Annotated in this window: 21 protein-coding genes and 2 tRNA genes; 15 read left to right on the top strand and 8 right to left on the bottom strand. The window is 72.7% G+C overall.

Features of this window, described 5'->3' with window-relative positions:
• The first annotated feature begins 555 nt into the window (after positions 1–555).
• Genes AC5L34_RS29245 through AC5L34_RS29265 form a run of 5 tightly spaced genes read left to right on the top strand, consistent with a single transcriptional unit; the run spans position 556 to position 7,526 of the window.
• On the top strand, positions 556–3,684 hold the full coding sequence (locus AC5L34_RS29245) for a non-ribosomal peptide synthetase (protein WP_494827871.1): 3,129 nt from the start codon (positions 556–558) through the stop codon (positions 3,682–3,684).
• A gap of 44 nt (positions 3,685–3,728) precedes the next feature.
• The gene (locus AC5L34_RS29250; protein WP_088998812.1) at positions 3,729–4,712 is read left to right on the top strand and encodes an aldo/keto reductase; all 984 of its coding nucleotides are present in this window, start codon (positions 3,729–3,731) and stop codon (positions 4,710–4,712) included.
• 40 nt (positions 4,713–4,752) lie between these two features.
• Positions 4,753–5,490, top strand: a complete 738-nt coding sequence (locus AC5L34_RS29255; protein ID WP_494827873.1) for a sulfotransferase-like domain-containing protein — start codon at positions 4,753–4,755, stop codon at positions 5,488–5,490.
• Positions 5,487–6,344, top strand: a complete 858-nt coding sequence (locus AC5L34_RS29260; RefSeq protein WP_494827875.1) for a family 3 encapsulin nanocompartment shell protein — start codon at positions 5,487–5,489, stop codon at positions 6,342–6,344. The genes AC5L34_RS29255 and AC5L34_RS29260 overlap by 4 nt, the downstream gene beginning before the upstream one ends.
• A gap of 36 nt (positions 6,345–6,380) precedes the next feature.
• Positions 6,381–7,526 carry an MFS transporter gene (locus AC5L34_RS29265; RefSeq protein WP_494827877.1) on the top strand — a complete coding sequence of 382 codons (1,146 nt, stop codon included), beginning with the start codon at positions 6,381–6,383 and terminating at the stop codon, positions 7,524–7,526.
• A gap of 150 nt (positions 7,527–7,676) precedes the next feature.
• On the opposite strand, the gene AC5L34_RS29270 is transcribed toward AC5L34_RS29265, so the two are convergent.
• The 4 genes from AC5L34_RS29270 to AC5L34_RS29285 all read right to left on the bottom strand — a co-directional run bounded on the left by AC5L34_RS29270 (position 7,677) and on the right by AC5L34_RS29285 (position 14,377).
• A complete protein-coding gene (locus AC5L34_RS29270; protein WP_494827879.1) occupies positions 7,677–8,774 on the bottom strand; it encodes an NAD(P)/FAD-dependent oxidoreductase in 1,098 nt (365 codons plus the stop codon).
• A 161-nt stretch (positions 8,775–8,935) separates the two neighbouring features.
• On the bottom strand, positions 8,936–10,159 hold the full coding sequence (locus AC5L34_RS29275; protein WP_494827880.1) for a S8 family peptidase: 1,224 nt from the start codon (positions 10,157–10,159) through the stop codon (positions 8,936–8,938).
• A gap of 117 nt (positions 10,160–10,276) precedes the next feature.
• Positions 10,277–13,405: an Hsp70 family protein gene (locus AC5L34_RS29280; protein ID WP_494827882.1), complete on the bottom strand. Its 3,129-nt coding sequence runs from the start codon at positions 13,403–13,405 to the stop codon at positions 10,277–10,279.
• 105 nt (positions 13,406–13,510) lie between these two features.
• Positions 13,511–14,377, bottom strand: a complete 867-nt coding sequence (locus AC5L34_RS29285) for a sigma-70 family RNA polymerase sigma factor (RefSeq protein ID WP_494827884.1) — start codon at positions 14,375–14,377, stop codon at positions 13,511–13,513.
• Positions 14,378–14,523: 146 nt separating this feature from the next.
• Here AC5L34_RS29285 and AC5L34_RS29290 point away from each other — a divergent pair, with 146 nt between their 5' ends.
• Positions 14,524–14,988 carry a carboxymuconolactone decarboxylase family protein gene (locus AC5L34_RS29290; RefSeq protein ID WP_494827885.1) on the top strand — a complete coding sequence of 155 codons (465 nt, stop codon included), beginning with the start codon at positions 14,524–14,526 and terminating at the stop codon, positions 14,986–14,988.
• A gap of 70 nt (positions 14,989–15,058) precedes the next feature.
• Here the strand turns inward: AC5L34_RS29290 and AC5L34_RS29295 are convergent, their stop codons facing one another.
• Positions 15,059–15,478, bottom strand: coding sequence for an ASCH domain-containing protein (locus AC5L34_RS29295; RefSeq protein WP_474609001.1), 420 nt, complete (start codon positions 15,476–15,478; stop codon positions 15,059–15,061).
• 362 nt (positions 15,479–15,840) lie between these two features.
• Between AC5L34_RS29295 and AC5L34_RS29300 the strand changes: the two genes are divergently transcribed.
• Both AC5L34_RS29300 and AC5L34_RS29305 read left to right on the top strand, forming a co-directional pair.
• Positions 15,841–16,254 (top strand): contact-dependent growth inhibition system immunity protein, encoded by a 414-nt coding sequence (locus AC5L34_RS29300; protein WP_441178219.1) that lies wholly within the window; start codon positions 15,841–15,843, stop codon positions 16,252–16,254.
• An 85-nt stretch (positions 16,255–16,339) separates the two neighbouring features.
• The gene (locus AC5L34_RS29305; RefSeq protein ID WP_441178220.1) at positions 16,340–17,248 is read left to right on the top strand and encodes an aminoglycoside phosphotransferase family protein; all 909 of its coding nucleotides are present in this window, start codon (positions 16,340–16,342) and stop codon (positions 17,246–17,248) included.
• A 222-nt stretch (positions 17,249–17,470) separates the two neighbouring features.
• On the opposite strand, the gene AC5L34_RS29310 is transcribed toward AC5L34_RS29305, so the two are convergent.
• Entirely contained in the window at positions 17,471–17,836 is a 366-nt protein-coding gene (locus AC5L34_RS29310; protein ID WP_441178221.1) for a hypothetical protein, read from the bottom strand.
• Positions 17,837–18,752: 916 nt separating this feature from the next.
• On the opposite strand from AC5L34_RS29310, the gene AC5L34_RS29315 reads away from it, so the two are divergent.
• Positions 18,753–19,916 (top strand): outer membrane protein assembly factor BamB family protein, encoded by a 1,164-nt coding sequence (locus AC5L34_RS29315; protein ID WP_441178222.1) that lies wholly within the window; start codon positions 18,753–18,755, stop codon positions 19,914–19,916.
• Between the two features lie 106 nt (positions 19,917–20,022).
• Here the strand turns inward: AC5L34_RS29315 and AC5L34_RS29320 are convergent.
• Positions 20,023–20,096 (bottom strand) — tRNA-Gly (locus AC5L34_RS29320).
• Positions 20,097–20,284: 188 nt separating this feature from the next.
• On the opposite strand from AC5L34_RS29320, the gene AC5L34_RS29325 reads away from it, so the two are divergent.
• From AC5L34_RS29325 to AC5L34_RS29350, 6 genes are all read left to right on the top strand, one after another.
• Positions 20,285–20,358: transfer RNA gene (locus tag AC5L34_RS29325), tRNA-Pro, on the top strand.
• 136 nt (positions 20,359–20,494) lie between these two features.
• A complete protein-coding gene (tig, locus tag AC5L34_RS29330) occupies positions 20,495–21,841 on the top strand; it encodes a trigger factor (protein ID WP_441178223.1) in 1,347 nt (448 codons plus the stop codon).
• Between the two features lie 169 nt (positions 21,842–22,010).
• Complete coding sequence (locus AC5L34_RS29335; RefSeq protein ID WP_088998841.1) at positions 22,011–22,652, top strand: ATP-dependent Clp protease proteolytic subunit; 642 nt, start codon at positions 22,011–22,013, stop codon at positions 22,650–22,652.
• 10 nt (positions 22,653–22,662) lie between these two features.
• On the top strand, positions 22,663–23,325 hold the full coding sequence (locus AC5L34_RS29340) for an ATP-dependent Clp protease proteolytic subunit (RefSeq protein ID WP_088998842.1): 663 nt from the start codon (positions 22,663–22,665) through the stop codon (positions 23,323–23,325).
• Between the two features lie 219 nt (positions 23,326–23,544).
• The gene (gene clpX / locus AC5L34_RS29345; RefSeq protein ID WP_088998843.1) at positions 23,545–24,840 is read left to right on the top strand and encodes an ATP-dependent Clp protease ATP-binding subunit ClpX; all 1,296 of its coding nucleotides are present in this window, start codon (positions 23,545–23,547) and stop codon (positions 24,838–24,840) included.
• A gap of 147 nt (positions 24,841–24,987) precedes the next feature.
• Positions 24,988–25,785 (top strand): carbon-nitrogen hydrolase family protein, encoded by a 798-nt coding sequence (locus AC5L34_RS29350; protein WP_441178224.1) that lies wholly within the window; start codon positions 24,988–24,990, stop codon positions 25,783–25,785.
• Between the two features lie 3 nt (positions 25,786–25,788).
• Here AC5L34_RS29350 and AC5L34_RS29355 read toward each other — a convergent pair whose 3' ends face one another.
• Positions 25,789–26,016: a hypothetical protein gene (locus tag AC5L34_RS29355; RefSeq protein WP_357723966.1), complete on the bottom strand. Its 228-nt coding sequence runs from the start codon at positions 26,014–26,016 to the stop codon at positions 25,789–25,791.
• Positions 26,017–26,589: the final 573 nt, after the last annotated feature.

The following is a 26,589-nucleotide window of genomic DNA, read 5'->3' on the forward strand; positions in this document are numbered from 1 at the left end:
TCCTGCGCCGTGAGCTGCGGGAGCGGTTCTGGCAGGGTCACGAGCGCAGGGTGAGCTGATCGCGATGACGGCGGTGAGCAGGACGAGGCGGCGTAGAGCCCCGGCCTGACCGCCGCCGTCACCGCGCCCGCGCCTGGGTCGGGGTCGGTCCAGCGGCCCGCACGTCGCCGGCTACCGCGCGTCATCGTGCCTGCTCGTCCGCGTGGCGGGGACGGTCCGCCCGCCCGTCGGTCCGCCTCCGTACGCGGCCGACGGTCCAGCGTGGAATCTCCGCGTACGCCGGCGTGCGGGCGAAGGATTCCCTGGTGGGAGGCGTGTTCGCCGGACGGGCGGCGCGCAGGGAGCCGCGCGGGGATGCGGTCGCCACTTCCAAGTGACAGGAATCGATGTAGCAGAAAGTTGCATATTCCCTCCCCTCGATCGGCCCTCTAATGTCCATGACCAGCAGCCAGGGCATCGACCGGTGCCGATAACTACCCTTGCTGTGCGTCGGGTCGGATTCGTCCCGTCCGCAGCGTGACGACAGGCCTGGCGGGCACGGGGACAGGAGGCGTGATGAGGGCGGGCGACACCGGATCCGCGGCGGCGGTTCCCGTCTCCGACGGGCCTACCTGCCGGTGCACCGCCGCCCCTGTGGCGGCCGCCGTCGGGACGCCGTACGACGACCGGCCCTTCCTGGCCGTGCCCGCCATGGTCGAAGAGCGCGTCGACCGGCACCCGCACCGCCGGGCGGTGTCGTTCCGGGGCCGCTCGCTGACGTACCGCGAACTCGACGACCTGGCCAACGGCGTCGCCGCCGCCCTGGCCGGGCGGGGCGTCCGGCGGGGCGACGTGGTGCCCGTCCTGCTCGCCGACGGGCTCGAACTGCCCGTCGTCGACCTGGCGTTGATGAAGCTCGGCGCGGCCTTCGTACCCGTCGATCCCGGCTGGCCGGCGGACCGGCTGCACGCCTCGCTGCGGGTGGTCCGGCCCCGGCTCGCGGTGGTACGCGGCACCGGCCCGCGTCCCGACACCGGCGACGTCCCCTGCCTGCCCGTCGACCTCGACGAGATCACCCCGACCCGCCGCCGGCCCGGCGTGCCGATCGGCCCGGCGGACCTGATCTACGGCATCTTCACCTCCGGCACCACCGGCACCCCGAAGTGCGCGCTGAACCGGCACGACGGCATCGCCAACCGGCTGCGGTTCATGACCCGCCACTTCGCGGCGACCGGCGACGAGGTGGTGCTCCAGAACAGCCGGCACACCTTCGACTCGTCGGTGTGGCAGATGTTCTGGCCGCTGACCACCGGCGGTCGGACGGTGGTGCCGGTCGAGGGCGGTTTCCTCGACGTCGAGCGGACCGTCCGGACCATCGCCGACGAGACCGTCACGATGACCGACTTCGTGCCGAGCGTGCTCGGCGCGCTGGTGTCGGTCCTGGACCGGGACCCGGCGGCCCGGCGCGCGGTCGCCTCGCTGCGCAACGTGATCGTCGGCGGCGAGGAGATCGACCCCTGGGCGGTGCACCGGCTGGTCGAACTGGTGCCGGGCGTGGCGGTCACCAACGGCTACGGCCCGACCGAGGCGTCGATCGGAATGATCTTCCACACCGTCGCCCGCAGCGACGGCGACGTCATCCCCATCGGTCGGCCCATCGACAACTGCTACGCCGCTGTCGTGGACGACGAGCTGCGGCCCCTGCCGCCGGGCGAGACCGGCGAGATCGTCATCGGCGGCGTGTGCCTGGGCGAGGGGTACCTCGGCGACGCGGCCCGCACCGCCGAGGTGTTCGTGCCCAACCCGCTGCCCGACATTCCGGGTGCCCGGCTCTACCGCACCGGCGACCTCGGCCGGATCGCCCCCGACGGGCGGCTGCACTTCGCCGGCCGGCGCGACCACCAGCTCAAGGTCAACGGCGTCCGGATCGAGGCGGGCGAGATCGAGACCGCCGCCACCCGGCTGGCCGGCGTACGGCAGGCGAAGGTCCTGCTCGCCCGCGAGCACCGGGGCAGGTCGCTGGCCCTCTTCCTCGCCGCCGACCCCGAGGTGACCGAGCCGCAGGTGCGGGCGAACCTGCGGCGGCTGCTGCCCCGGACCCACGTGCCCCGGCACGTCGTCGTGCGCGACGCGCTGCCGCTGACCGGCAACGGCAAGGTCGACCGGCAGGCGCTGGAGGCATGGCTGGACCGTACGCTCGCCGACCGGACACGTCCGTCGGCCGCGCCCGCCGAGGCGCGGACGCTGCCCGAGCGTGTGCTGGGGGTGTTCCGGACGGTCCTCGGCCGGCCCGACCTCGACCCCGACACCGACTTCCTCGACGCCGGGGGCGACTCGCTCCAGGCCCTCGACGTGGTCACCGCCCTCGGCGCGGACCAGAGCCTGCGCGTCGGCGTGCAGGACCTGTTCACCCACCGCAGCGCCGCCCGGCTCGCCCGGGCGCTCGCCGTGCGGTTGCGCGCGGCCGACCCCGCCGAGACCGAGGACGAGCTGGTGGAGCGGGACGCGAAGATCCCGGCCGACCTGCCCGTACGCCCCGTCGGTCGGCGCCGGGCGCCGCGTACGGTCCTGGTCACCGGGGCCACCGGATTCGTCGGCGCGCGCCTGGTGCACGAGCTGCTCGCCACCACCGACGTCCGGGTGCTGTGCCTGGCCCGCGCGGCCGACGACGCCGAGGCCACCGCCCGCGTCGTGCGCGCGCTGGCCGAGCGGGGCCTGTGGCGGCCCGGCCACGACCTGCGCCTGCACGGGTACGCGGCCGACCTCGGTCGCCCGGCCCTCGGCCTGACCCCGCAGGCGTGGGACCGGCTGGCCCACGACTGCGACCTCGTGCTGCACGCCGGGGCGCTGGTCAACTTCCTGTTCGACTACCGGGCCCACCGCGCCGCGAACGTCCTCGGCACCGCCGAGCTGCTGCGGCTGTGCCTGACGGGCCGGCCGAAGCCGCTGCACCACGTCTCCACCCTCGGCGTCCTCGACAGCGAGGCCGCCCGCCATCCGCAGCCGCTGCCCGAGACGTACGACCCGGCCCTCGCCGTCCCACCGACGAGCGGCTACAGCCGGTCGAAGTGGGTGGCGGAGCGGTACCTCGACGACGCCCGGCGGCGGGGCGCGACCATCACGGTGCTGCGCCTCGGCGAGGTGATGCCCGCGGCCGACGACGGCCACCCCAACCCCCGGGCCCTGACCCACCTGCTGCTGGCGGCCTGCCATCGGCTGCGGATGCGGCCAGACGCGCCCGTGCGCTCCGACTGGACGCCGGTGGACTGGGCCGCCCGGCGGATCGTCGCCACGGTCGTCGACCCGCGCCAGTGGGGCGGCACGCTGCACGTCCTGCACCCGGTGAGCGTCGACTTCACCGACCTGCCGCTGGGCGGCGCGGACGCCCTGCCCCGGGTGAGCTGCGGGCGGTTCCTGGCGGGGCTGCGCGAGGCGGCGGGCGAGGGCGACCGCGACGCCGCCGTGCTGCTGGCCCTCTTCCCGCCCGGCGTGGGCGCCGACGAGGAGCGGCTGCGCGCGGTCTTCGCGACGCTGCTCACCGACAACCCCCGGCTCTTCCGGCGCGACGGCTGCGCCGAGCTGGAACGGCGCCGGGGCTTCACCGACCACCGGCTCGGCCCGTCCGTCGGCGCCTACCGCGCCTGGCTGGGCGAGCACGAGGGGCGGGAGGCCGACCGGCTGCTGCTGCCGGCGGGACCAGGGTGAACGGCCGCGCGCGACGCGATGACCGGCACGGATGAGGGAGTGGAATGCGATACCGCAGGATGGGTCGGCTCGGCTGGCAGGTCAGCGAGGTCGGGTACGGGATGTGGGGCATCGGCGGTGGACCCGGCGGCTTCACGGGCTGGGACTACGACACCGCACCGGCCTGCCTGGACGAGGCGGTGGAACGGGGTTGCAACTTCTTCGACACCGCCTGGGTCTACGGGCGGGGCGTCAGTGAGCAGCTCCTCGGCGGCCTGGTGCGCCGGCACCCGGACCGCCGGCTGTACCTGGCCACCAAGATCCCGCCGAAGAACCGCGAGTGGCCGCCCGGCCCCCAGGACACCCTGGACGACGTCTTCCCGGCCGAGCACATACGCGAGTTCACCCACCGCAGCCTCGAGAACCTCGGCGTGGACCGGATCGACCTGCTCCAGTTCCACGTCTGGGAGGACCGGTGGGCCGCCGACGGCCGCTGGCAGGAGGCCGTCGCGGACCTCAAGCGGGAGGGCGTGGTCGACGGCGTCGGGATCAGCGTCAACCGGTGGGAGCCGACGAACTGCCACGCCGCCCTCGACACCGGCCTGATCGACGTCGTGCAGGTCATCTACAACGTCTTCGACCAGGCGCCGGAGGACGAGCTGTTCCCGCGCGCCCAGCGCGACGACATCGCGATCATCGCCCGGGTCCCGTTCGACGAGGGGACGCTGACCGGCACGCTGACCGCCGACAGCACCTGGCCGGAGGAGGACTGGCGTAGCACGTACTTCGGGCCGGAGAACCTGCTGCCCAGCGTGGAGCGCGCCGAGCGGCTGGCCGCCGACGTGCCGGCGGGGATGACCATGCCGGAGCTGGCGCTGCGGTTCATCCTGCACCACCCGGCGGTGAGCACGGTGATCCCCGGCATGCGCCGCGTCGAGCACGTGCGCGCCAACCTGGCCGTCAGCGACGGCGTACCGCTGGACGCCGGGGTGCTGGACACGCTGCGCGGCCATCGGTGGGACCGCAAGCCCACGTCGTGGTCGCAGTGAGCGCGGCGCAGCGCCGGGCGACGCGGTACGGGAGGCCGGCATGCCGGTGATCGCCATGTGGGCGCACCCCCGGGCGCTCTCCACCGCGTTCCTGCGCATGATGATCGCCCGCGGCGACGTCACCGTCGTCCACGAGCCCCTGGTCACCCTCGTCGACGAGGGGCACGTGGAGCTGCCCGGCGTGGACGGCGGCACCGTCACCGTGACCGACGCGGCCGAGGTCGTCACGCACCTGCGGAAGCTGGGCCGGGACCGGACGGTCTTCGTCAAGGACACTCTGGAGTACCGCTACGAGCACCTGTTCGCCGATCCCGGGGCGATCGCGGACGTCACGCACACCTTCATCGTCCGGGAACCGGCCCGCACGATCAGCTCGCACTATGCGATCAAGCCGACGGTGACCTGCCCGGAGATCGGCTTCGAGCACCAGTGGGAGCTGTTCGACCTGGTCAGCCGGACCGCCCTCCGGCCGCCGGTGGTGATCCGGGCCGAGGACCTGCTGCGGCACCCGGGCGAGACGGTGTCGGCCTGGTGCGAGGCCGTGGGGCTGCCGTTCCGGCCGGAGGCGCTGAACTGGGCGCCGGGGGAGCGGGCCGAGTGGCGGCGTACCCGCAAGTGGCACCTCGACGTCGAACGCACCTCGGGGTTCTCGCCGGTCGAGAAGTCCTTCGAGGTGACCGTCGCCAACAACGACACCCTGCGGTCGTACCACGACCACCACCAGCCCTTCTACCAGCGGCTGATCCGGCACGCCATCTGCATCGGGGAGGACTCATGACCACCACCGCCGCGCCACCCGTGACCGCGTCGTCGACGCTGTCGCCCGGTGAGCTGTTCGCGCGCGCGTACGCCGACGATCCCGCCGGTGCCGAGGTGCGCTTCGACTACACCATCACGGACGCCTTCCAGCCGACCAAGGAACGCCCCCGGGTGACCGTGCGCAACCTGTTCCGCAAGCGGTCGGTCGGCATGGAGCCGGTCCGGTTCTGGTGCGAGGGCCGGCCGGACGCGGGCGAGGCCGCCACCGTGCACGAGTCGGGCCTGCGCCGGGAGGCCGCCTTCCGGTTCGGCACCGCTTCCGCCGGGGTGCACCCGATCCGCGCCTGGGTGCGCATCCCCGAGGAACTCGCCGACGACCCGGAGGCGGTGGCCTCCTTCATCGACTACCGGCTGCTGGTCCGCCTCGCCACGGCCGAGAACCAGGCGCTGACCATCGGCGAGGGTGGCCTGCTGCGGCACCCGGAGATCGGGCGGCTGCCGTACCGGCACGACTGGCTCAGCGGCCTGCTCGCCGCCTGCGACGAGATCGAGCAGACCGGGGCCACCCCGCACGCGATGATCGTCAACCCGAGGGACTACTACACCCACCTGCTCGGCCGGGGCGCGCTGCTGGCGGACCTGACCCGCAACGGCGTCCAGATCAGTCGTACGCGGATGGTGGCGCCGGGCGAGGCGGTGGTGGGGGACTTCGCGATGGCGGCCCGCCTGCTGGACGCGGGGCGGTCCGCGATCCGCGTCGGCACCCCGCCGCCCGGTACCCTGTCCATCGACGGACCGGCCGTCTGTGCCGAGATCCACGAGGGGCTGGCCGTGCACCTGCCGACCCACTTCTTCCACGTAGTACCGGCCTAGGAGCGTCGTCGCATAGCCATGACCGGCGGAAAACTGTTGACCGGCGAGAAACTGTTGTTCTACCGGCCCATCGTGCCGCTCTTCGCTGCGATCTTCCTGTGCCTGCTCGGCGTCGGCGCGTCCCTGGCCGTGCTGCCGTTCTACGTGCTCGACGAGCTGGACGGCAACCGGGTCGAGGTGGGGGTGGTGATCGCCGCGATCGCGGTCTCCGCCGTGATCGCCCGACCCATCGCCGGCCGGATCGGCGACCGGCACGGGTACCGGACGGTGATGCTGGGCGGGGCGGTGGTGTGTGCCGCCGCCGGGGGGGCCTACCTGGTGGCCGGCAACGTCGGCGTGCTGGTCGGCGTCCGGGTCCTGCACGGGATCGGTGAGGCGGCCGTCTACACCGCCGGCGCGGCCTGGCTGGTGGCGCTGGCACCGGCCGATCGGCGGGGCCGCGTCGTCGGCCTGTACGGCATCCACATGTGGCTGGGCATCACGCTGGGCGCCCTGCTCGGCGCGGTGCTGCTGCGTACCTCCGGTTATCCCGCGGTGTGGTTGTTCGCGATCCTGGCGGCGGCCGCCGGGGCCGCGCTCGTCGCCGCCCGACCGGGGCCGCAGCAGGCGAGCCCGGCGGGCCGGGCCGGCCTCCTGCCGCGCAGTACGTGGGCGCCCGGCGTCGCGCTCTCCCTGGCCGGGTTCGGCTACGCCGCGCTGGCCGCGTTCGTGGCCCTGCACATGGCCGAGCGGGGCGTCGAGAACGGTATCGCCGCGTTCAACGCGTTCGGCTTCACCTACGTGGGGGTCCGGCTCTTCGTGGGTGGGCTGCCCGACAAGCTCGGCGCCGGCCGCGTGGCCGTCGGGTCGGCCCTGGTGGAGGCGGTGGGGCTGCTCCTCGTCGCGGTCGCGCCGAACCTGCTGGTCGCGGTCCTCGGCGGGCTGGTGATCGGCGCCGGGCTCTCGCTGCTCTTCCCGGCGCTGGCCCTGTTGGTGATCAACCGCACGGACCCGGCCCACCAGGGGGCGGCACTCGGCGCGTTCACCTCGTTCTGGGACATCGGCCTGGTGGCCGGGGCGCCGCTGGCCGGCCTGGTCGCCAGCGCGGCCGGCTACCCGGCGGTCTTCCAGGTGATGCTGCTGGCGGCGCTGGTGTCGGCGGCCCTCTCGGCGTGGACGATGCTGCCCCGCCGCTCCCCGTGAACCAACACCCCGGCTGACCTCCGACCCACCTCCCTGCCCCGCTGATCACGAGGTTGGCGGCGAAGTCGCTCTCCTCGGCTGTCGCCAATCTCATGATCGACGCGGGTGGCCGGGTGGCCGGGTGGCCGGGTGGCCGGGCGGCCGGGTGGGTCAGGGGAAGCGGGAGGGGGAGAAGGGGGTGGGGTCGACCAGGGGCGGGGCGTCGACCGCCAGCGCGGCGAGCAGGGCGCCCGCCGCCGGGGAGGTCTGGACGCCGTAGCCGCCGAGCCCGGCCATCCACAGGAAGCCCGGCGCGTCGGTCGCCGGGCCGATCACGGGCACGTCGTCCGGGGCGGCGGTCCGCAGCCCGGCCCAGGGCTGGTGGACGCGGCGGATCTCCAGTGTGGTCGCCGCCTGCACCCGGTCTGCGCCGATCGCCACGTCGAGGTCGTCGGGGCGGGCGTCGCCGGGCGGCGCCGGGGTGGTGTCGCACGGGGAGACCAGCAGGCGTCCCGATTCCGGCTTGAAGTAGAAGCTGCCGTCGACGTCGTTGACCATCGGCCAATCCCCCGCCGGGACGCCGGCCGGCGCGTCGACCAGGAAGGCGGTGCGCCGCAGGGGCGTCAACCCCACCGGTCGTACGCTGGCCGCCGCCGCGACCTCGTCGGCCCAGGCACCCGCGGCGTTGACGACGACCCGGGCGGTGAACTCGCCGGCGTCCGTGGTGACCTGCCAGCCGCCGCCGCTCCGCCGCAGCCGGCGCACCCGCGCGCCGCACACGACCCGGCCGCCGGCCGCCCGGACGCCCCGCAGGTACCCCTGGTGCAGCGCGGCGACGTCCAGGTCCCGTACGGCCGGCTTCACCATCGCCCGCCGGCACCACCCGGGCCGCACGACGGGGCAGTGCCGGGGCAGGTCGGCGACGTCGATCTCGCGGGCCGGCGGGTCCACCTCTGCCCCGTCGCGCAGCGCCTCCTCGAAGGCGTCCTCACTGCCGGGTGGGCAGAGGCTGAGCACGCCGCGCGGGGTGAGCAGCGGGTGCTCGGCGAATCCCGGTGGCGGCGCGGTGAGGAAGCCCCGGCTGGCCCGGGTCAGCGCGCGCACCGCCGACCCCCCGTAGTACTCGGAGAACACGGCGGCCGAGCGGCCGGTGGAGTGCTGGCCGGGAACCTGCTCCATCTCCAGCAGCACCACGGTCCCGTACGCGGCGAGGTGGTGTCCGGCGCTGGCGCCCGCGATGCCCCCGCCGATGACCAGATAGTCGATCATCGATTGAACGGTAGTCGGCGAGCCCTGCGCGGACAAGGGTCGACAAGAATCGATCTTCCAGCCGCAGCCGCAGCCGCAGCCGCAGCCGCAGCCGCAGCCGCAGCCGCAGCCGCAGCCGCAGCCGCAGCCGCAGCCCCGTGGCCGCGGGTGGGCCGCGTGGGTCAGGGGCCGCAGTAGAGCAGGCGGTTCGGCGTGCCGCTGACCACGCCCGTCACCACCCCGATCGTCGCCCGGCCGGTCAGGTGGGCCGCGACCTGGGCGGGACTCCAGGTCGGGTTGGCCGAGAGGGCGAGCGCGGCGCAGCCGGCGACGTGCGCCGCGGCCATCGAGCCGCCGCTGATGGTGACCACCGCCGCGTCGCCGGTGTGCCAGGTGGAGGTGATGTTGGCGCCGGGGGCGTACAGGTCGAGGCAACTGCCGTAGTTGCCGCTCGGCATCCGGGCGTCGGTGCTGGTGGTGCCGGCCACGGTGAGTGCCGCCGCCACCCGGGCGGGGGAGTAGTTGCAGGCGTTGGCGTTCGAGCTGCCGGCCGTGACGACGTAGGTCACCCCGGACGCGATCGACCGGTTCACCGCGGCGTCCAGCGCCGTGCTCGCGCCGCCGCCGAGCGCCAGCAGCGCCACCGCCGGCCGTACGGCGTTCGCCGTGACCCAGTCCACCCCGGCGATCACCTGGGAGAACGTGCCGCTGCCCGCGCAGTTGAGCACCCGCACCGGCCGCAGCCGTACCTCCTTGGCCACCCCGTGCAGGGTGCCGCCGACGGTTCCGGCGAGGTGGGTGCCGTGGCCGTTGCAGTCGTCCGCCGGGCCGCCGTCGACCAGGTCGGCGCCGCCGCCGGCCCGGACGCCGAAGTCGCCGTGCGTGCTCCGGATGCCCGTGTCGATGACGTACGCGTGCACGTTGTGCGCGGTGTTCGGGTAGGCGTACCGGCCGTCGAGCGGGAGGCGGCGCTGGTCGATCCGGTCCAGCCCCCACGACGGCGGGTTGAGCTGCACGCCCGGCCCGACGAGGGTCACCACGCGGTCCCGTTCCACGTACGCCACCGCCGGGTCGGCGGCGAGGCGTCGGGCCGCCCGCTCGGGCAGGTGCGCCACGAATCCGCTGAGCGCGTGCCCGTAGACGCGGCCGACGGTGGCCCCGTAGCGGTCGGCCAGCCGGCCGGCGGCGTCCGTGACGGCGGCCCGCCGAGCGCCGGTGTGCCCGAGCGCGTCGTCCCTGAGCACCACCACGTATGCGTCGGTCACGGCGCCCGTGGCGTCGGCGTGCAGGATCCCGCCGGTGGCCGTATTTGCCGCCGCGGGGGTGCCCATCGCGGCGACGACCGTGGCGGCGGCGAGTACGCCCACCGCGCGGGCGCGCCATCGCCGGGTGCGGGGAAGTGTCATCTGCCGGTCCTCCTCCTGTCGGCCCCGCGCCGGCTCGTGACCGACGCGAAGCTGCCTGGCCGTTTGAGAGGAGGCTATCGGCTATATAGATCCTTATGAATCGCTGTCGGGAATCGGCTACTCGGCGAACCGGTAGAGCACGAATCCGTACGGGGACTGCGCCCCGGCGTCCCCGCTCTGCCTCCCGGCGCCGCAGACGATCACGCTGGTGTTCCACGAGCAGCTGTCGCTGCGTACGTCCTTCAGCTGGCCCAGCTCGTCCACCTCGCCCGAGCCCACGGACGTCCCGGCGACGCTGCGGTCGTCCTCGATCGAGCTCGGCGGGTCGGCGAGGAGGAGCACGTTGCCCGCGTCGAGTCGGACCGCCACCCCGCCGCGCTCGGGCAGCACGGCGCGACCGTCGGGGCCGAACAGCGTGCCGGCCGCCTCCGGGGTGGTCCGGCGGGCGAGCAGGTGCTCGCCGAGCGGCACCAGCAGGGTCGCCTCCGGCGCCTTCCAGCGGGTCCACTTCTCCTCGGTCGCCGCCACGACCTCGGCGGTCTCGTCGTCGCCCCCGGTGACCTCCAGCAGGCACGCCCGGTGCTCGCCGCAGGGCACCAGCGACTTCGGCCGGCGCCGGTCGTCCTCCGCGGTGTAGAGCACCTTCGGCTGGGCGTCGCTCGTCAGGTCGTACGCCAGCAACTGGTAACCGGCGTCGTCGCGCGCCACGTAGAGCCGGTCCTCGTGCGCCACCACCAGGTCGTCGTGGTCGGCCACGCCGGCGCGGGTGGAGACCACCCGGCCGCTGCCCGTCTCGATCAGCCGGACGGACCGGTCCGCGCCCACCTGCACGATCCGGCTGACGTCCCCGCGCCACGGATCGCGCGGGGAACCGTCGAGGAAGGCCGGGCCGGCCAGCGCCTTGTCGGTGGTCACCGGGTGGACGGCGGTGCGCGTGTTGTCGTACTCGTCGCGCGGGCTGGGCTGCGCCCAGATCTCCTCGCCGTCGCGCAGGCGCACCCCGACGAGCCGCTTGCCCGTGCGGTCGACCTGCACCGCGACGCCGTCGCCGAAGAGGACGTCGTCGTCGCCCAGAATCGGTCGGCGCCACCGCTGGTCGCCGCTGCCGCCGTCGAGCAGCACCAGATCGCGGGGGGTGTCGTCGCCGATGGCGTCGGCGACGACCGCGACCGCGCCGGGCAGCGCGACGATCCGTTCCCACCGCTCGGAGGACGCCGCCGTCTGCCGGCGCCACTTCACCGCGCCCGTGCCGGCGTCGATTGCCACCACCTCCAGCCGCCCGTCGTCGAGCGGATACCCGAGGTACGCCCGGTCGCCGAGGACGGCGGTGAACATGTCCGTCGGTCGCTCGGTGCCGGCGGGAACCCGGGCGACGAGGTCGACCGTCCGGAACTCCAGGGCCGGGTAGCGGTCCCGTGTCAGGTACAGCACCGCCGCGGTCGCCACGCCGGCGAGCGCGAGGACGGCGGCGAGCGAGATCCAGAGCGCCCGGCGTCGGGGGAGCGCCGGCCCGCTCCGGCCGCCGCCGGGCGACGGCGACACCGGCGTCCCGGAGACGGGTACGCCCGGGAACGCCCCCGCAGGACCACCCGCCGCCGCGTACGACGCCCCGCCTCCGGCCGGTGCGCCCGGGGCCGGCGCCCCCGACGGGGCGTACGGCGCCGCGCCCGCGGACGACGACGCAGCCGGCGCCCACGGCGACGAGCCTGCGCCCGGCGGCGCAGACGAGGCCGGGCCTGCGCCCGGGGGTGCGAACGGCGAGGGGCCTGCGCCCGGCGACACGGACGAGGCTGGGCCTGCGCCCGGCGGTGTGAAGGGAGCGGCCGGTGCCGGTGCGGCGGGCACGGTCGGGGCGGTCGGCGCCAGCCCGGCGGGCATGGCCGGTGTGACGCCCTCCGGTCCGGCGACGGCGGTCGGCGTGGGGGCCGAGCCGGCGGGCACGGTCGGCGCATTGCCGCCCCGGCCACCGACGCCGTCGTCCGGCACGTCGGGCGCCGCTGGTGCGGCGGCCTGTGGCGCCGGCGCGAGGGGACCAAGTCGTGGTGCTCCGGCCGGTTGCGCCGGTGCGACGGCGGGTGCGGCGAAGGCGTCGGCGGCGCGGGCGCGTCGGGGCAGGGGCAGGTCGGTCAGCGCCCCCTCGGCCACCGGCAGCTCCGGCTGCTCCAGCACGGTCGGGGCGACGCCCAGCTCGGCGTGCAGCAGGCGGGCCACCATCGGCATCCGGGTGGCTCCGCCGACCAGGAACAGGCCGGAGAGCTGCTGCGCGTCGAGGCCGGCCGTGGCGATCACCTCCCGGGTCACCGCCACCGCTCGACCGAGCAGCGGCGCGGCGACCCGCTCCAGGTCGGCCCGGGTGAGCGTGACCACCGCCTCCACCCCCGGTACGGCCACCGGCGCGGCCGGCACCCGCGACAGCATCTCCTTGGCGCCCCGGACGTTCTCCCAGAGTTCGTGGCGCTCCCGCCACTGGGTCACGGACTCCGGACGGGTCAGCCGCTCCCACCTGTCGGGGTGCGCCTCGGCGACCAGCTCACCGAGGCGACCCAGGAGGGCGGCGTCCACGTCCAGGCCACCGAGGTCGTCGGCGCCGCCCGCCGTGACGACCGTGAACCCGGAGTCGCCCCACGGGTCCGCGCCCTCGTTGCGCAGCACCGCGACGTCCAGCGTTCCCGCGCCGAAGTCGAAGACCGCGATCGTCCCGCCCACCGGCACCGGGCGGCGCAGCACCTGCGTGTAGTAGCGGGCGGCGGCCACCGGTTCCCGCAGCAGCCGGGTGCCCGGCGGCGTGGGTCCGGAGAGCGTGTGCTCGGCCGCCGACGGCCAACCGGCCGCCGCCAGGGCGTCGGCCAGCACCTGGCGCCGGGCCGCCTCCCAGGTCGCCGGGCAGGTGAGCACCGCCGGAGGCAGGAACCCGACCGCCTCGACGGCCGCCCGGGCCACCGCGTGCAGCGTCGCGGCCAGCAGCTCGGCCGGCGGGTACCGGCGATCGCCCAGCAGCACGGTGGGCTCGTCGACGCGCCGCTTCGGGTTGGGCTCGTACCGGCCCGGGTCGGTCCGGGCCAGCCGCTGGGCGTCCCGGCCGGCGTGCAGCAGCCCGTCCGCGTCGGCGTACACGCCCGAGGGGATGATCGGCTGCCCGTCCACGAGCAGCGGGCGGGTGTGCCCGTCGGGCCGGCGCAGCACGGCGACGGTGTGGGACGTGCCGAGGTCGACGCCGAGGGCGTACCCCTCGTGCTGGCCTGCCATCTGCCGTTACCTCCGCGGGACGAGGGGATGCCCGGCCCCGCATCGTACGCAGCAGCAGCACCGGCGCCGCTCCCGCCCTGACGCGCCGCTCAGCGGCGCGGGCCGTCAGCCGACGATCAGGTCCAGGCCGGCGATCTGGTCGGGGTCGGCGACCACCTCGATGCCGAGGATCCGGTCGGTGACCACGAAGCTGAGCACCAGTCGGGTACGGCCGTCGACGAGCACCACCGCTCCCGGCGCGCCGTCGACGAACGCCGGCACCGCCCCCTGCGCCTTGCCGGCGAAGAAGTTCGCCACCGTGGCCGAGCCGCGAGCCTCGCCGACCCCGCCCATCCCGACAGCCGTGGCGTCGGAGCGCAGGACGACGTGCGGGTCGAGCAGGGCGAGCAGGTCGTCGAAGCGCCCCTCGCGGGACGCGGCGAGGAACGCCTGGACGACCCCGTGCTGCCGCGCCCGGTCGGCCTCCGGCGCCGGCGACCCGCCCTGCACGCGTCGGCGGGCCCGGCTGGCGATCTGCCGTACGGCGGCCGGGCTGCGGTCGACCACGGGCGCGAGCTCGTCGAAGGAGACCGCGAACATGTCGTGCAGCACGAACACGAGCCGCTCGGTGGGGCCGAGGGTCCGCAGCACCACGTCCAGCGCGCGCCCGACCGACTCCGTGAGCATCGCCTCCCGCTCGGGGTCGGCCTCGCCGGCCGCGGACGTGGTCGACTCGTCGGTGGCCACGTCGGTGGGCCGCTCGTGCCGCGCGGCGCTGGAGCCGAGCCGGTCGAGGCAGACCCGCCCGACGGTGGTGGTGAGCCAGCCCGGCAGGTTCTCGATGCGGTCGACGTCGGCGCGGCTGAGCCGCAGCCAGGTGTCCTGGACCGCGTCGTCGGCCTCGGCTCCGGAGCCGAGCATCCGTCGGGCCACGGAGCGCAGCCGTTGGCGCTGCTCCTCGAAGCGCTCGGCGAGCAGGTCGGTGTCGCTCACGGCATCGCCATCCCGGTCGGCCTCCGGCCCTTGTGTGGCCCGGGTCACATCTGTCACGTCGCCCCTCCGGCTGTCGACAGCAGGGTGACGAAGAAGGAAGCGCTGCGGCGGGGGCGTCGGCAGCGTAACAGGAAGGACGGCACACGATGTCCGTACAGGCCCGCATGCAGAACCCCGCGACCCTGCTTCCCGACGCCGTGAAGGCGATCAATCTGCTTTACAAGGCGGCCCACTCGGCCGGGGTCCCGGGCAGCACCCTGGAGCTGATCCACCTGCGGGCCAGCCAGATCAACGGGTGCAGCGCCTGCGTCGACTCCGGTGCCCGCAACGCCCGGAAGGCGGGGGAGACCGAGGAGCGGCTGTTCGCGCTGGCCGCCTGGCGGGAGACCCCGTACTTCACCGACGCGGAGCGGGCCGCGCTCGCGCTCGCCGAGTCGGCCACGCGGCTCGCCGACCGGGCCGACCCTGTGCCGGACGAGGTGTGGAACGAGGCCGCCCGGCACTTCGAGGAGAAGGAGCTGGCCGCGCTGGTGCTCTGGCTCGCCACCACCAACTTCTTCAACCGGTTGAACGCCACCACCCGCCAGCCCGCCCCGCAGCACTGGGGCTGAGCGGCCGCCGACCCGGGCGTACGGCGGTACGCCACCGCACGCCCGGGTCGCCGCGTACGGCAAGGGGCGCTCAGACGGTGTGCAGCAGCCGGAAGCGCTCGAGCAGCACTGCGGTGTCGTCGTCGACGGTGAAGCCCGGGTCGCCCAGCTCCGCGCGTACCTCCGCGCTGTGCCAGAACGTCTCGTGCCCGGCCCGCCACTGCGCCACCGACTCGTACCCCTCGCCCTCGTCGAGGGCGTGTCGCAGGTCGACGTCGCCGAGCCGGACCACGCGTACCTCGGTCACCTCGATGACCGCGACCCGCCGGCCCGCCGAGTCGAGCACCGCCGAGCGCTGGCCCACCTCGGGCATCGGCTCGTCCGTCCGCTCGTAGCCGAGCACGAGGCTGGACGTCGAGGTCTTCGCGCCGGACAGGATCGCGGCCACCAACTGGTCCCGCAGCGGCCCCGGGAAGGCGAACTCCGCAGCCGGAAGATCATGAAGCTCCACGGCCGGAAGGGTACGCGCGAGGGCCGCCCGGGGCGGCCTAGTTTCCTTCGGCGGCCGGCCGGCCAGGTCCGGCCATGAGCGGTCCCGTGCGGCTGAGCTGAGCGGGCCGGTCGCCGCCAGGTGATCGGCGGGACACCCGATGGGCGTACGGACGGACGATCCCGCTGCCCGAACCGACCTGGGCACCTGCCGTGAGCCGGCGGGGCTCGGATGTCGCAGCCCGGAGCAGTCCGATAGTTGTCGAGCCGATCGACCAGGGCATTTTCCCATCTAGACGGGATGCGCCGCAACGGCCGGCAACGTCGAAGGCTACGACTGCGGCGAGGGCCACGCTGGCGGGTCGGGTGACTAGCCTGACCGCCGTGACGACCATCGAGCAGCTTGAGCGGGACGTTTGGCCGGACCCCGGCCCCGACGGCACCTTTCTCGTCCGCCGCTGCACCGAGCTGCGACGCAAGCCGGTGGCAGAGTTCACGATCGAGGATCTGCGCGTCATGCTCGGCCAGCAGATCGGCGTGCCGTCCCTGCTGCCTGTCGCGGTACAGGTCCTGCTCCGAGATCCCTTGGCCGAGGGCGACTACCATCCGGGCGATCTGCTCCTGAACGTGCTGCGACTACCGGCCTCCGCATGGTCCAACTTCCGCCCCGAGCGGGAGCGCCTGGCGTCGACTGTGGCTCAGCTCGTTGCCGACCCCCGGTTCTCCGCGTCCGGCCTCAGGCCGCGTGACCCGAACCGGCAGTTGGGCGACGCCGTGGCGCGCTTCCTTGGCGACTGAGAGGTGCTGGCGTGGCCTGTCGCAGCTGGGGCTACGTCTTCGGGGAGGCGTGAACAGGTGGCGGTGCGGACTACCGTGGCTCCACATGGCCCACGTCGAGCTCACCGCGGAGCTGGTCCGGGAACTGGTCCGCGAGCAGCACCCCGACCTTGCCGATCGCCCGGTTCGGCTGGGCGCGCGCGGATGGGACAACCAACTGTGGCGCCTCGGTGACGACCTGGCCGTACGGCTTCCCTGGGCGACCAGCTCCGCGGACGCGCTGCTGCACAAGGAATACTCCTGGCTGCCCACGCTGGCCCCACACCTCCCGTTGCCCGTCCCCGTCCCGCAGCGATTCGGCGAGCCCTCCGAACGGTTCCCTCGGCCATGGCTCATCACCACCTGGGTTCCGGGCACACCCGCCGACCGGCTCCCCGTCACACGTGCCGCACCCGCTGCCGGAGCCCTGGCCACTTTCCTCACGGCCCTGCACCGGCCCGCTCCCAGCGGCGCGCCCACAGGCCGCGACCGCGGCGGCCCACTGACCGACCACGCCGACCAGTTCGCCGAGGGGCTCGCTCACGCCACCGACCGAGGGCTGATCCACGACCCGGACGCCGTCCGCGCCGTCTGGCACGACGCCGTCACCGCGCCTCCATGGACAGGCCCGGCGCTATGGCTGCACGCCGACCTGCACCCGGCCAACGTCCTCACCGCCGACGGCACCCTCTGCGGCGTGATCGACTTCGGCGACCTCTGCGCGGGCGACCCGGCGTACGACCTCGCCGCCGGGTGGCTCCTGCTACCGGAGGGCAGCATCGACCACTTCCACGCGGCCTACCAGCCGACCCCGGACGCCGCCACCGTGCGCCGTGCCCGCGGTTGGGCGACGGTACGCGCCCTCAGCGGCATCCTCATCGGCGACAACGGCGTCCACGGCCGCCCCGGCGGCAAGCCCACCTGGGGCCCACCCGCCCACGCAGCCCTGCGACGACTCATCGCCACAACGCACTGACCGGCAATCGCCAACTGCCTCCTCACGGTCCTCGTCCGAGGACGGCTGCGAGGCTTCCACTTGAGGTCGTGCGCACGGCATTACCGCCCCCGGCCTTCGGGTCGGGGACGGCTTGCCGAGCCGCTGGCTATCCGCGCGCTTGGACGTTCGCGTGCCGGCGGCAAGCTGCGGCGCGGCAGCCGGGCGCCATCACCTCGACGACGGCCGGCCGGTTGGCCCTCGTCACGGCCCAAATTGCTGCTCACGACCAATCCGACGCCTGGCGCGATGATCAAGGACCCCGTGAGTGGCCATCAGAGCCAACGCAGCCAGTAACAGCACAGCACTGATCCACCGACCCGGAGTGCGCCAGGTGCCGGGCGTGACCTCCGTGAGGTTTCCCAGCCCCAGCAGAACGTAGAAGCCCATGCACGCTGCCCCTGCGGCCCACAACTGGGGGCGATAAAGGGTCCGCCCGAACAGCCGCACCGTCGACGCGCGTCGGCTGTGGATGACCACCCGGGCAGCGGACCCGACCAGGGCGACAGCGGCGCTGGCAAGCAGAATGTCCACGGCCGTTGCGCCCACCTCGTAGGTCGTCACGGGCATCACGGTAGCGGCGCCCGCACAGCCGCCGGCCTCGAGGAGTTGGACAGCCGCCGTCTCGTGCGGCGCGCGACGTCACGACGTCGAGGACACCCACGCCCTTTCCTCGAACTCGCACACCGGTCTCTCCACGGGGCCCGTTGCGCCAGATGCAGGTGTCCGTAGGGCGAGCGCGCGTTCCACGCCTCGACGCATTCGTCTCGATGCGCCAGGAAGGTGCTGCAAGCGACGCACCTCGTGGGGTGTCAGCTCACCTCGGCTGGCTACCGCTATCGCTGCGGCGTAGGGCCTCGAAGTCCGCCGATCAAGTTGGGCGGCGATCTCCCCGAGGACCTCGAGCAGGACACCTCGGTCTGCCTGTGGGTGCTGAGCGACGAGCCGTAGGAGACAGTTGCGGTCCCACGCGGAGAACACGCCCCCAAGCAGCTCCCTGAGCGCCACCGCGTCAGCGCGGACGTCCCGGGCGACGGCCAGGCGCACGAAGGGGTAGGGGCTGCGAGCGAGGATGCGCATTCCGGCTGAGTCGACGCGTGGATCCGCGACGAGGTTCAGATAGTCCCGAGGTGTTCGTGACCGTGGAAGCAACGCCTCGATCTCCATCACCGCTCCTCAGGGGCGCATCGTCACGCTGCGCTGACTCACTTTCGCGAATGGCCCCGTGACTGACCACGAAGCCGCTGATCCGGGTCTGAGAGGTTACCTCCGGCTGGGCTCGAAGGAGAGCGGCCAGGCGCGGCGACGACGAGGCTGACCTGGGCCGGGATCCGTGAAGTGGAACGGGCAGCCATGGACGTCGTTCGAGCCATAAGATCACCGGCACTGCGGCGCCGAGGCAGCAGGGACGCATCCCGGCACGACGCCGTAGAGGAAAGACAGGGGCGCGGGGTCTTGCAACGCCGCGCCAAACGGGGAGGTACGAGTGAAGCATTCCGTGAAGGTGCTGACCGCTGCCGCGGTGCTCGCGGCGACGGTGGCGATGCCGGCGGCGCCGGCCGCCGCAGCCGGCACGGGCTGGTGGGCCATGTCCGGCTACCTGGTCAGCAACAGCGGATTCAATCCCAACGAGTCGAAGGTGACGGTTCCGACCGTCCCGAACCTCAAGCTCACGTACACCGGCACCCCGGCCCGGACCGGCCAGCGGGCACCGGTCGTCGCCGACGGACTCGTGTACACGCAGGATGACCTCGGTGTCACGGCCACCGACGAGGAGACCGGCGCGCAGAAGTGGCGCTTCGAGCCGGACCCGGAGAGGTACCGGTGGCCTTCGCAGCTCGTCCACACGGCCGGCCGGATCGTCTGGGCGGTGAACGACAGCCCCGCCATGCCTGGCGCCGATTCCACCCAGATCTTCGTGCTCGACGCTACGACCGGGACGGTGGTCCGGGACTTCCACGACGAGGGCGTGGTCACGCAGATCCTCGTCGACCGGGACGTCGTCGTGGTCTCCGGCGAAAGCCGCTACAGCAGTGACACGCGTGCCTACCGCCTCGCCGACGGGCAGCTGCTGTGGCAGCGCGACCAGTACATGAAACAGCCGGTCTCGGCGAACGGTCGCGTCCTCGTCTCCGGAACCGGACTGGGTGCCGGACCCCTGACGAGCACCATCGTCGACATCGGCACCGGCAGAGTCGTCCACACCACTCAGGACCGTGAGTACCGGCCGCTCGCGGCGGACGAGACGGGGGCCAGGTTCTACGTCGGGTGGGGGCACAGCCTGCAGGTCCTCGACGCGACGACCGGCACCCTGACCTGGCTCGCGTCGGGCCTGTACCCGAGGTTCGTGGTGGTCACCCCGACCAGGCTGTACGTCACCTCCACCGGGGGCACCGTCTCCGCGTTGAACCGCAGCACCGGCGCCACGATCTGGAGCCGGAGCATTCCGGAAAGCCAGCACCAGCGGGCGATCATCGCGGGTGGTGTCTTGTACGTGACCGCCAAGAGCGACCGGGTGTACACCCTGAACCCGGTCGACGGTGCCCCGCTGAAAGCGCCGGCGTTCACCGGCGCGGTCGACCAACTGGTGGTCACCTACGGCAGGGTGTATGTCACCGACGGCACGAAGCTGACCGTCTACGGCCTCTAGCCCCGGTCCACGGCACGGCCGGCGCCTCTGGCCCCCAAGATCGGTACGGTTGGAACAAGAACGGCCCAGGCTCGGCGATCATGTCGCTGGCCTGGGCCGGTACTGCTGGAGCGGGCGACGGGAATCGAACCCGCACCGTCAGTTTGGAAGACTGAAGCTCTGCCATTGAGCTACGCCCGCGTACGCCCCGGTTGTTGCGGGCGCGCCGACAGCGTACCCAATGACCCGCGCGGCCCGCTCAGCCGTGTCCCGGCGGGTCGCCGCGGCCCGTCCGGAGCGCCCGGATGCCCGGTTGGTCCCTCTTCGGCGCGTTGAGGGAAGCCCCGGGACTTCCGGCGGGCCGCGACGGCATAGACTGCTCGTCGCCACGGGGTGTGGCGCAGCTTGGTAGCGCACTCGCTTTGGGAGCGAGGGGCCGTGGGTTCAAATCCCGCCACCCCGACTGTCGTCCGCGGCCGGTCGCCGGGGTCGCCCTTCGCGCGGTGCCCGGCCGCTGCCGGTGCGTCCGGCCGGCTCGCCTACACTCGATGGGCTTATCACGCCCAGACTAAAACCGAGATCCGTCAAGGAGTACGCCTGTGAAGAGCACCGTCGAGACTCTGAGCCCGACGCGCGTGCGGCTCGCCATCGAGGTGCCGTTCGTCGAGCTCGAGCCGAGCCTCAGGAAGGCGTACCGGGAGATCGGGCAGCAGGTCCAGGTGCCCGGCTTCCGTAAGGGCAAGGTTCCGGCGGCCGTGATCGACCAGCGGGTCGGCCGGGGCACCGTCCTCAACGAGGCCGTGCAGGAGGCCATCCCGCAGAACATCCTGGCCGCCGTCCGCGAGCACGACCTGAAGACGCTCGGCCGCCCCGAGGTCGAGATCACCGAGTTCAACGACGGTGACTCGCTGAACTTCACCGCCGAGGTCGACGTCCGCCCGGAGATCACTCTGCCGGACCCGGCCACCATCGAGGTGACCGTCGACGAGCTCCAGATCGACGACAGCGAGATCGACGAGCAGGTGAAGAGCCTGCGCGAGCGGTTCGCCACCCTGAAGACCGTCGAGCGGGCCGCCCAGGAGGGCGACTACGTCCAGATCGACCTGAACGCGACCGTCGACGGCGAGGACGTGCCGGGCGGCTCCGCCAGCAACATCTCCCACGAGGTCGGCAGCAAGCAGCTCCTCCCGGGCCTGGATGAGGCCGTCGTCGGCCTGTCCGCCGGCGAGAGCACCAGCTTCACCACCCAGCTCGTCGGTGGCGACTTCGCCGGCCGCGACGCCGAGGTGGCGGTGACCGTCCGCACGGTCAAGGAGAAGGAGCTGCCGGAGCTCAACGACGAGTTCGCCCAGATGGCGAGCGAGTTCGACACCATCGAGGAGCTGCGCGGCGATCTGCGCGAGCGGGTCACCCGGGGCAAGCGGGTCGAGCAGATCTACGCCGCCCGTGACAAGGCGCTGGAGCAGATGGTGGCCGCCGCCGAGGTGCCCGCGCCGGAGGGCATCGTCCGCGAGGAGGTCGAGAGCCGCAAGCAGGCCATGGTCGACCAGCTCGAGCGGATCGGCGCCTCGCTGGAGGAATACCTCGCGGCCGAGGAGAAGACCGAGGAGCAGATCGACGCCGAGCTGACCGAGGCGGCGACCGAGGGCGTCAAGGTCCAGCTGCTGCTGGACACCCTCGCCGACGCCGAGGACGTGCAGGTCTCCGATGACGAGTTCGGCCACGAGATCGTGCACCGGGCGCAGCGCGCCGGGATGGCTCCGCAGCAGTACTACGACCAGCTGGTCCGCTCGGGCGCGGCCGGTGCCGTGTTCGGTGACGTGCGGCGGGGCAAGGCCCTGGCGTCGGTCATGGAGCGCATCAAGATCAAGGACTCGGCGGGCAACGAGGTCAGCCTCGACGCGCTGCGCGCCGAGAGCGAGGCCGAGCACCAGCACGAGCACTGATCGTCGGGGAAGGCCGCCGTCCGCCGCCCGCGGTGGACGGCGGCCGATTCCCTTTTCGGGTACGCCTCGGCGGTGCTGCGCTGATAGCGAACACTGCCCGGACCGGCGCTCCGCCATCCGGCTGAGCGGTTAGTGTCGGGTAGGACGGTACGGAGAGCGAAGGGCTGCCATGACCGACATGCACATCCAAGCGAAGCCGCTCCGGGCGATCGATGCCCGTGGTGGCGACACCATTGGCAACCTCGACGACTCGGTCTACAACCGGTTGCTCAAGGAGCGCATCATCTTCCTGGGCAGCGAGGTGACCGACCAGGTCGCCAACCGCATCTGCGCGCAGCTCCTGCTGCTCGCCGCGGAGGACCCGGACCGCGACATCAACCTCTGGATCAACTCGCCGGGCGGTTCCGTCTACTCCGGCATGGCGATCTACGACACCATGCAGTTCATCGACAACGACGTCTCGACCGTGGCGATGGGCATGGCGGCGTCGATGGGTCAGCTGCTGCTCTGCGCCGGCACCAAGGGCAAGCGCTACGCCCTGCCGCACGCGCGGATCATGATGCACCAGCCCTCCGGCGGTCTGGGCGGCACCGCGTCCGACATCGCCATCCAGGCGGAGCAGATGCTCTACACCAAGCGGATGTTCCAGGAGCGGGTCGCGCACCACACCGGTCAGGACCAGGCGCAGATCGAGGCGGATTCCGACCGCGACCGCTGGTTCACCGCCCAGGAGGCCCTGGACTACGGCTTCATCGACAAGGTGATCATCGGGGCCGCCCAGGTTCCGGATGGCGCCGGGACCCTGAGCTGAGGAGCTGACGATGACCGATCTGAGCCTGCCGCCCCAGTTCGCGGCCGTGCACAACCGCTACGTCCTGCCGTCGTTCGTCGAGCGCACGTCGTACGGGGTGAAGGAGTCCAACCCCTACAACAAGCTCTTCGAGGACCGGATCATCTTCCTCGGCGTCCAGGTCGACGACGCCTCGGCCAACGACGTGATGGCGCAGCTGCTGACGCTCGAGGGCACCGACCCGGACCGCGACATCATCATGTACATCAACTCGCCCGGTGGATCGTTCACCGCCATGACGGCGATCTACGACACCATGCAGTACGTCCGGCCGGACATCCAGACGGTCTGCCTCGGCCAGGCCGCCAGCGCGGCAGCCGTGCTGCTGGCCGCCGGCACCCCGGGCAAGCGGATGGCGCTGCCGAACTCGCGGATCATCATCCACCAGCCGGCCACCGAGGGCGGCTACGGGCAGGGCTCGGACATCGAGATCCAGGCCCGGGAGATCCTGCGGATGCGGACGCAGCTCGAGGAGATGCTCTCCCGGCACTGCAACCAGCCGCTCGACAAGGTTCGCAAGGACATCGACCGTGACAAGATCATGACGGCCGAGGAGTCCAAGGAGTACGGGCTGGTGGACACCATCCTCACCAGCCGCAAGAAGGGCCTGCTGGCGGCCAACGCCGCCAGCTGAAGAGCTCGGGTCGAGGTCGGCCGGGAGTCCGCTCCCGGCCGACCGTCTGACACACCCGTTTTGGGGGTCGGAGAAACCTCCGCCAGCGGGTAACGTCGGGTCTGTGCGGCTCCACCGGTCCGCCGGCGGGGTGAACGAGCGGGGTGAAACGAGGCGGGCGCTTCCACGTCCGCAGGCGAGGGCCGGGGTCTCCGGCCGACGAGTGCAGGGAGAACGTAGGTGGCACGGATCGGTGACGGCGGCGACCTACTGAAATGCTCGTTCTGCGGTAAGTCGCAGAAGCAGGTCAAGAAGCTCATCGCGGGCCCAGGGGTCTACATCTGCGACGAGTGCATCGATCTCTGCAACGAGATCATCGAGGAGGAGCTGGCCGAGTCCGGCGAGGTGAAGTGGGAAGAGCTTCCCAAGCCGATGGAGATCTGCCAGTTCCTCGACACCTACGTCGTCGGGCAGGACCAGGCCAAGAAGGCGCTCGCCGTCGCGGTCTACAACCACTACAAGCGGATCCAGGCCGAGGCGGCCGGCGCGCCGGGCTCCGGCAGCGACGCCGTCGAGCTGGCCAAGTCCAACATCCTGCTGCTCGGCCCCACCGGGTGCGGCAAGACCCACCTGGCGCAGACCCTGGCCCGGATGTTGAACGTGCCGTTCGCCATCGCCGACGCCACCGCGCTCACGGAGGCCGGCTACGTCGGCGAGGACGTGGAGAACATCCTCCTCAAGCTGATCCAGGCCGCCGACTACGACATCAAGCGCGCCGAGACCGGCATCATCTACATCGACGAGGTCGACAAGATCGCCCGCAAGTCGGAGAACCCGTCGATCACCCGGGACGTCTCCGGTGAGGGCGTCCAGCAGGCGCTGCTCAAGATGCTGGAAGGCACGGTGGCCAACGTGCCGCCGCAGGGCGGGCGCAAGCACCCGCACCAGGAGTTCATCCAGATCGACACCACCAACGTGCTGTTCATCTGCGGTGGCGCCTTCGCCGGGCTCGACCAGATCATCGAGGCCCGCACCGGGCACGGCGGCACCGGCTTCGGCGCCCGGCTCCGGTCGGTCTCCGAGCGGTCGACCGACGACATCTTCAGCCAGGTCATGCCGGAGGACATGCTGAAGTTCGGGTTGATCCCCGAGTTCATCGGCCGGCTCCCGGTGATCACCAACGTGCGCAGCCTCGACCGCACCGCCCTGGTGCGCATCCTCACCGAGCCGCGCAACGCCCTCGTCCGGCAGTACCAGCGCCTCTTCGAGCTCGACGGCGTCGAGCTGGAGTTCGAGCCGTCGGCGCTGGAGGCGATCGCCGACCAGGCCATGCTGCGCGGCACCGGCGCCCGCGGCCTGCGCGCCATCATGGAGGAGGTCCTGCTCTCCGTGATGTACGAGGTGCCGAGCAACCCCGACGCCGCCCGGGTGCTGATCACCCGCGAGGTGGTGCTGGAGAACGTCAACCCGACGATCGTGCCGCGCGAGTTCACCGGCCGGCGTGCCCGCCGGGACCGCGAGGAGAAGTCGGCCTGATCCACCGTCGCCGCGCCCGTCCGTTCAGGTCGGGCGCGGCGTCGTGTCCGCCCCCGGGCGGGCCGGCGGCGGAGCCGACGGTCCCGGGAGCCCCATCGGCACCGCTGGCGCTGTCGCCGGGCGCGCTCCGGCCGTACGCTGATACCCATGCGCGTCGCCGTCTGCCAGCTCAACTCCCGGGAAGACCGTAAGGCGAACCTCGCGGCCGCGGAGGCCCTGGTGGAACGCGCGGCGGCAGCCGGCGCCGACCTGGCGCTCCTGCCGGAGTTCGTCGACTACCTCGGCCCCGACGCGCACATGCCGGAGCCGGAGCCGGTCGACGGCGAGATGGGTCAGTTCTTCGCCGGCGTCGCCCGCCGGCTCGGCATCTGGTTGATCGCCGGGTCGATCCACGAGCGCGGGCCGGACCCGGCCCGCACCTGGAACACCTCCCTGGTCTTCGACCGCTCCGGCACGCTCGCCGCCAGCTACCGCAAGATCCACCTGTACGACGTGGAGATCCCCGGCCGGGTTTCCTACCTCGAGTCGGCCACCGTGGCCCCGGGCGACCAGCCGGTGGTCGTCGACGTCGAGGGTCTTCGCGTCGGCCTGTCGATCTGCTACGACCTCCGGTTCCCCGAGTTGTACCGGCAGCTCGTGGTCGACGGCGGCGCCCTACTGCTCGTGGTGCCGGCTGCCTTCATGGCCCACACGGGGCGGGACCACTGGGAGGTGCTGCTGCGCGCGCGGGCGATCGAGAACCAGTGCTTCGTGGCCGCGGCGGGCCAGACCGGCGACCACGAGCCGAGGCGAACCTGTTACGGGCGCAGCATGGTGGTCGACCCGTGGGGGACGGTGCTCACCCAGGTGCCCGACGGACCGGGCCTGGCCGTCGCCGACCTCGACCTCGACCGGCTGCGGACCATCCGCGCCGAGCTGCCCAGCCTGGCAAACCGTCGCCTCTGACGCTCACCCCTGCAGCAGTACGCCCACCACAGCGAAGCCCGCGATCGCGGCGGCCGTCACCAGCAGTGCGGTCGTCATTCGTGACCGTCCCCGCCGGGCCAGCCGGGCCACCGAGACCAGGACGACGAACACCACGAAGGCGCCGATGACCAGCTGCCAGAACGGCAGCAGTAGTCCCGTCAGCGCGTCCTCGGCGAGCACGGTCACCCGGGTACGCGGGAGGTCAGCCATGACAGACACTCTGGCACGCCCGGGCCGCCTCGGGACCCCCGCGCCGTCATCGCGATCGGGCGACCGCCGGCGGACCCCGCGCCGGTGACAGCGGCGAACGCCGATTTGCCTTCTGCGGCAGGGCCGCGTAACTTTCTCTCTGCACGCGGAAGGCCGGACAAACCGGCCGACAACGGCAACCAGGCTCGTGGCGGAAACGCCGAGCGAGGCTGGGGATCCGGGCGATGCGAGGACACTCCGAGACGGGGTTGCGATCGCGAGACCGACCGGGTAGAGTTCTGAAGCCGGCAGGAGCCGGGCGGATGGCCACCAAGTGGCGATCGGCCGGTCTGCGGTTTCCCACGACAGCAACGACCGCCGTAAATCGGCGTGCGTCATCGTGGAATCGGAGCGCATCTCCTTGATCATCTCGGACACGAGGTTGACGCGGGGAGGCGGGCCGAGTAAGTTAGAGGAGTTGCCCCAAGCAGGTTCTCACGATGTGAGACGCCTGGCTGGTGTGTGGTTGTTCTTTGAGAACTCAACAGGGTGCTTGATAAGCCAGTGCCAAAATGATTTATACCCCTGGACTGG

This window comes from Micromonospora sp. ZG13 (assembly GCF_059359355.1).

Coding starts and splice junctions, on each gene's coding strand:
- AC5L34_RS29290 (WP_494827885.1), top strand. CDS start 14,524: ATGTCCGTACAGGCCCGCATGCAGAACCCCGCGACCCTGCTTCCCGAC.
- AC5L34_RS29305 (WP_441178220.1), top strand. CDS start 16,340: ATGGCCCACGTCGAGCTCACCGCGGAGCTGGTCCGGGAACTGGTCCGC.
- AC5L34_RS29255 (WP_494827873.1), top strand. CDS start 4,753: ATGCCGGTGATCGCCATGTGGGCGCACCCCCGGGCGCTCTCCACCGCG.
- AC5L34_RS29275 (WP_494827880.1), bottom strand. CDS start 10,159: ATGACACTTCCCCGCACCCGGCGATGGCGCGCCCGCGCGGTGGGCGTA.
- AC5L34_RS29250 (WP_088998812.1), top strand. CDS start 3,729: ATGCGATACCGCAGGATGGGTCGGCTCGGCTGGCAGGTCAGCGAGGTC.
- AC5L34_RS29260 (WP_494827875.1), top strand. CDS start 5,487: ATGACCACCACCGCCGCGCCACCCGTGACCGCGTCGTCGACGCTGTCG.
- AC5L34_RS29245 (WP_494827871.1), top strand. CDS start 556: ATGAGGGCGGGCGACACCGGATCCGCGGCGGCGGTTCCCGTCTCCGAC.
- AC5L34_RS29340 (WP_088998842.1), top strand. CDS start 22,663: ATGACCGATCTGAGCCTGCCGCCCCAGTTCGCGGCCGTGCACAACCGC.
- AC5L34_RS29335 (WP_088998841.1), top strand. CDS start 22,011: ATGACCGACATGCACATCCAAGCGAAGCCGCTCCGGGCGATCGATGCC.
- AC5L34_RS29310 (WP_441178221.1), bottom strand. CDS start 17,836: ATGCCCGTGACGACCTACGAGGTGGGCGCAACGGCCGTGGACATTCTG.
- AC5L34_RS29280 (WP_494827882.1), bottom strand. CDS start 13,405: ATGGCAGGCCAGCACGAGGGGTACGCCCTCGGCGTCGACCTCGGCACG.
- AC5L34_RS29350 (WP_441178224.1), top strand. CDS start 24,988: ATGCGCGTCGCCGTCTGCCAGCTCAACTCCCGGGAAGACCGTAAGGCG.
- AC5L34_RS29355 (WP_357723966.1), bottom strand. CDS start 26,016: ATGGCTGACCTCCCGCGTACCCGGGTGACCGTGCTCGCCGAGGACGCG.
- AC5L34_RS29270 (WP_494827879.1), bottom strand. CDS start 8,774: ATGATCGACTATCTGGTCATCGGCGGGGGCATCGCGGGCGCCAGCGCC.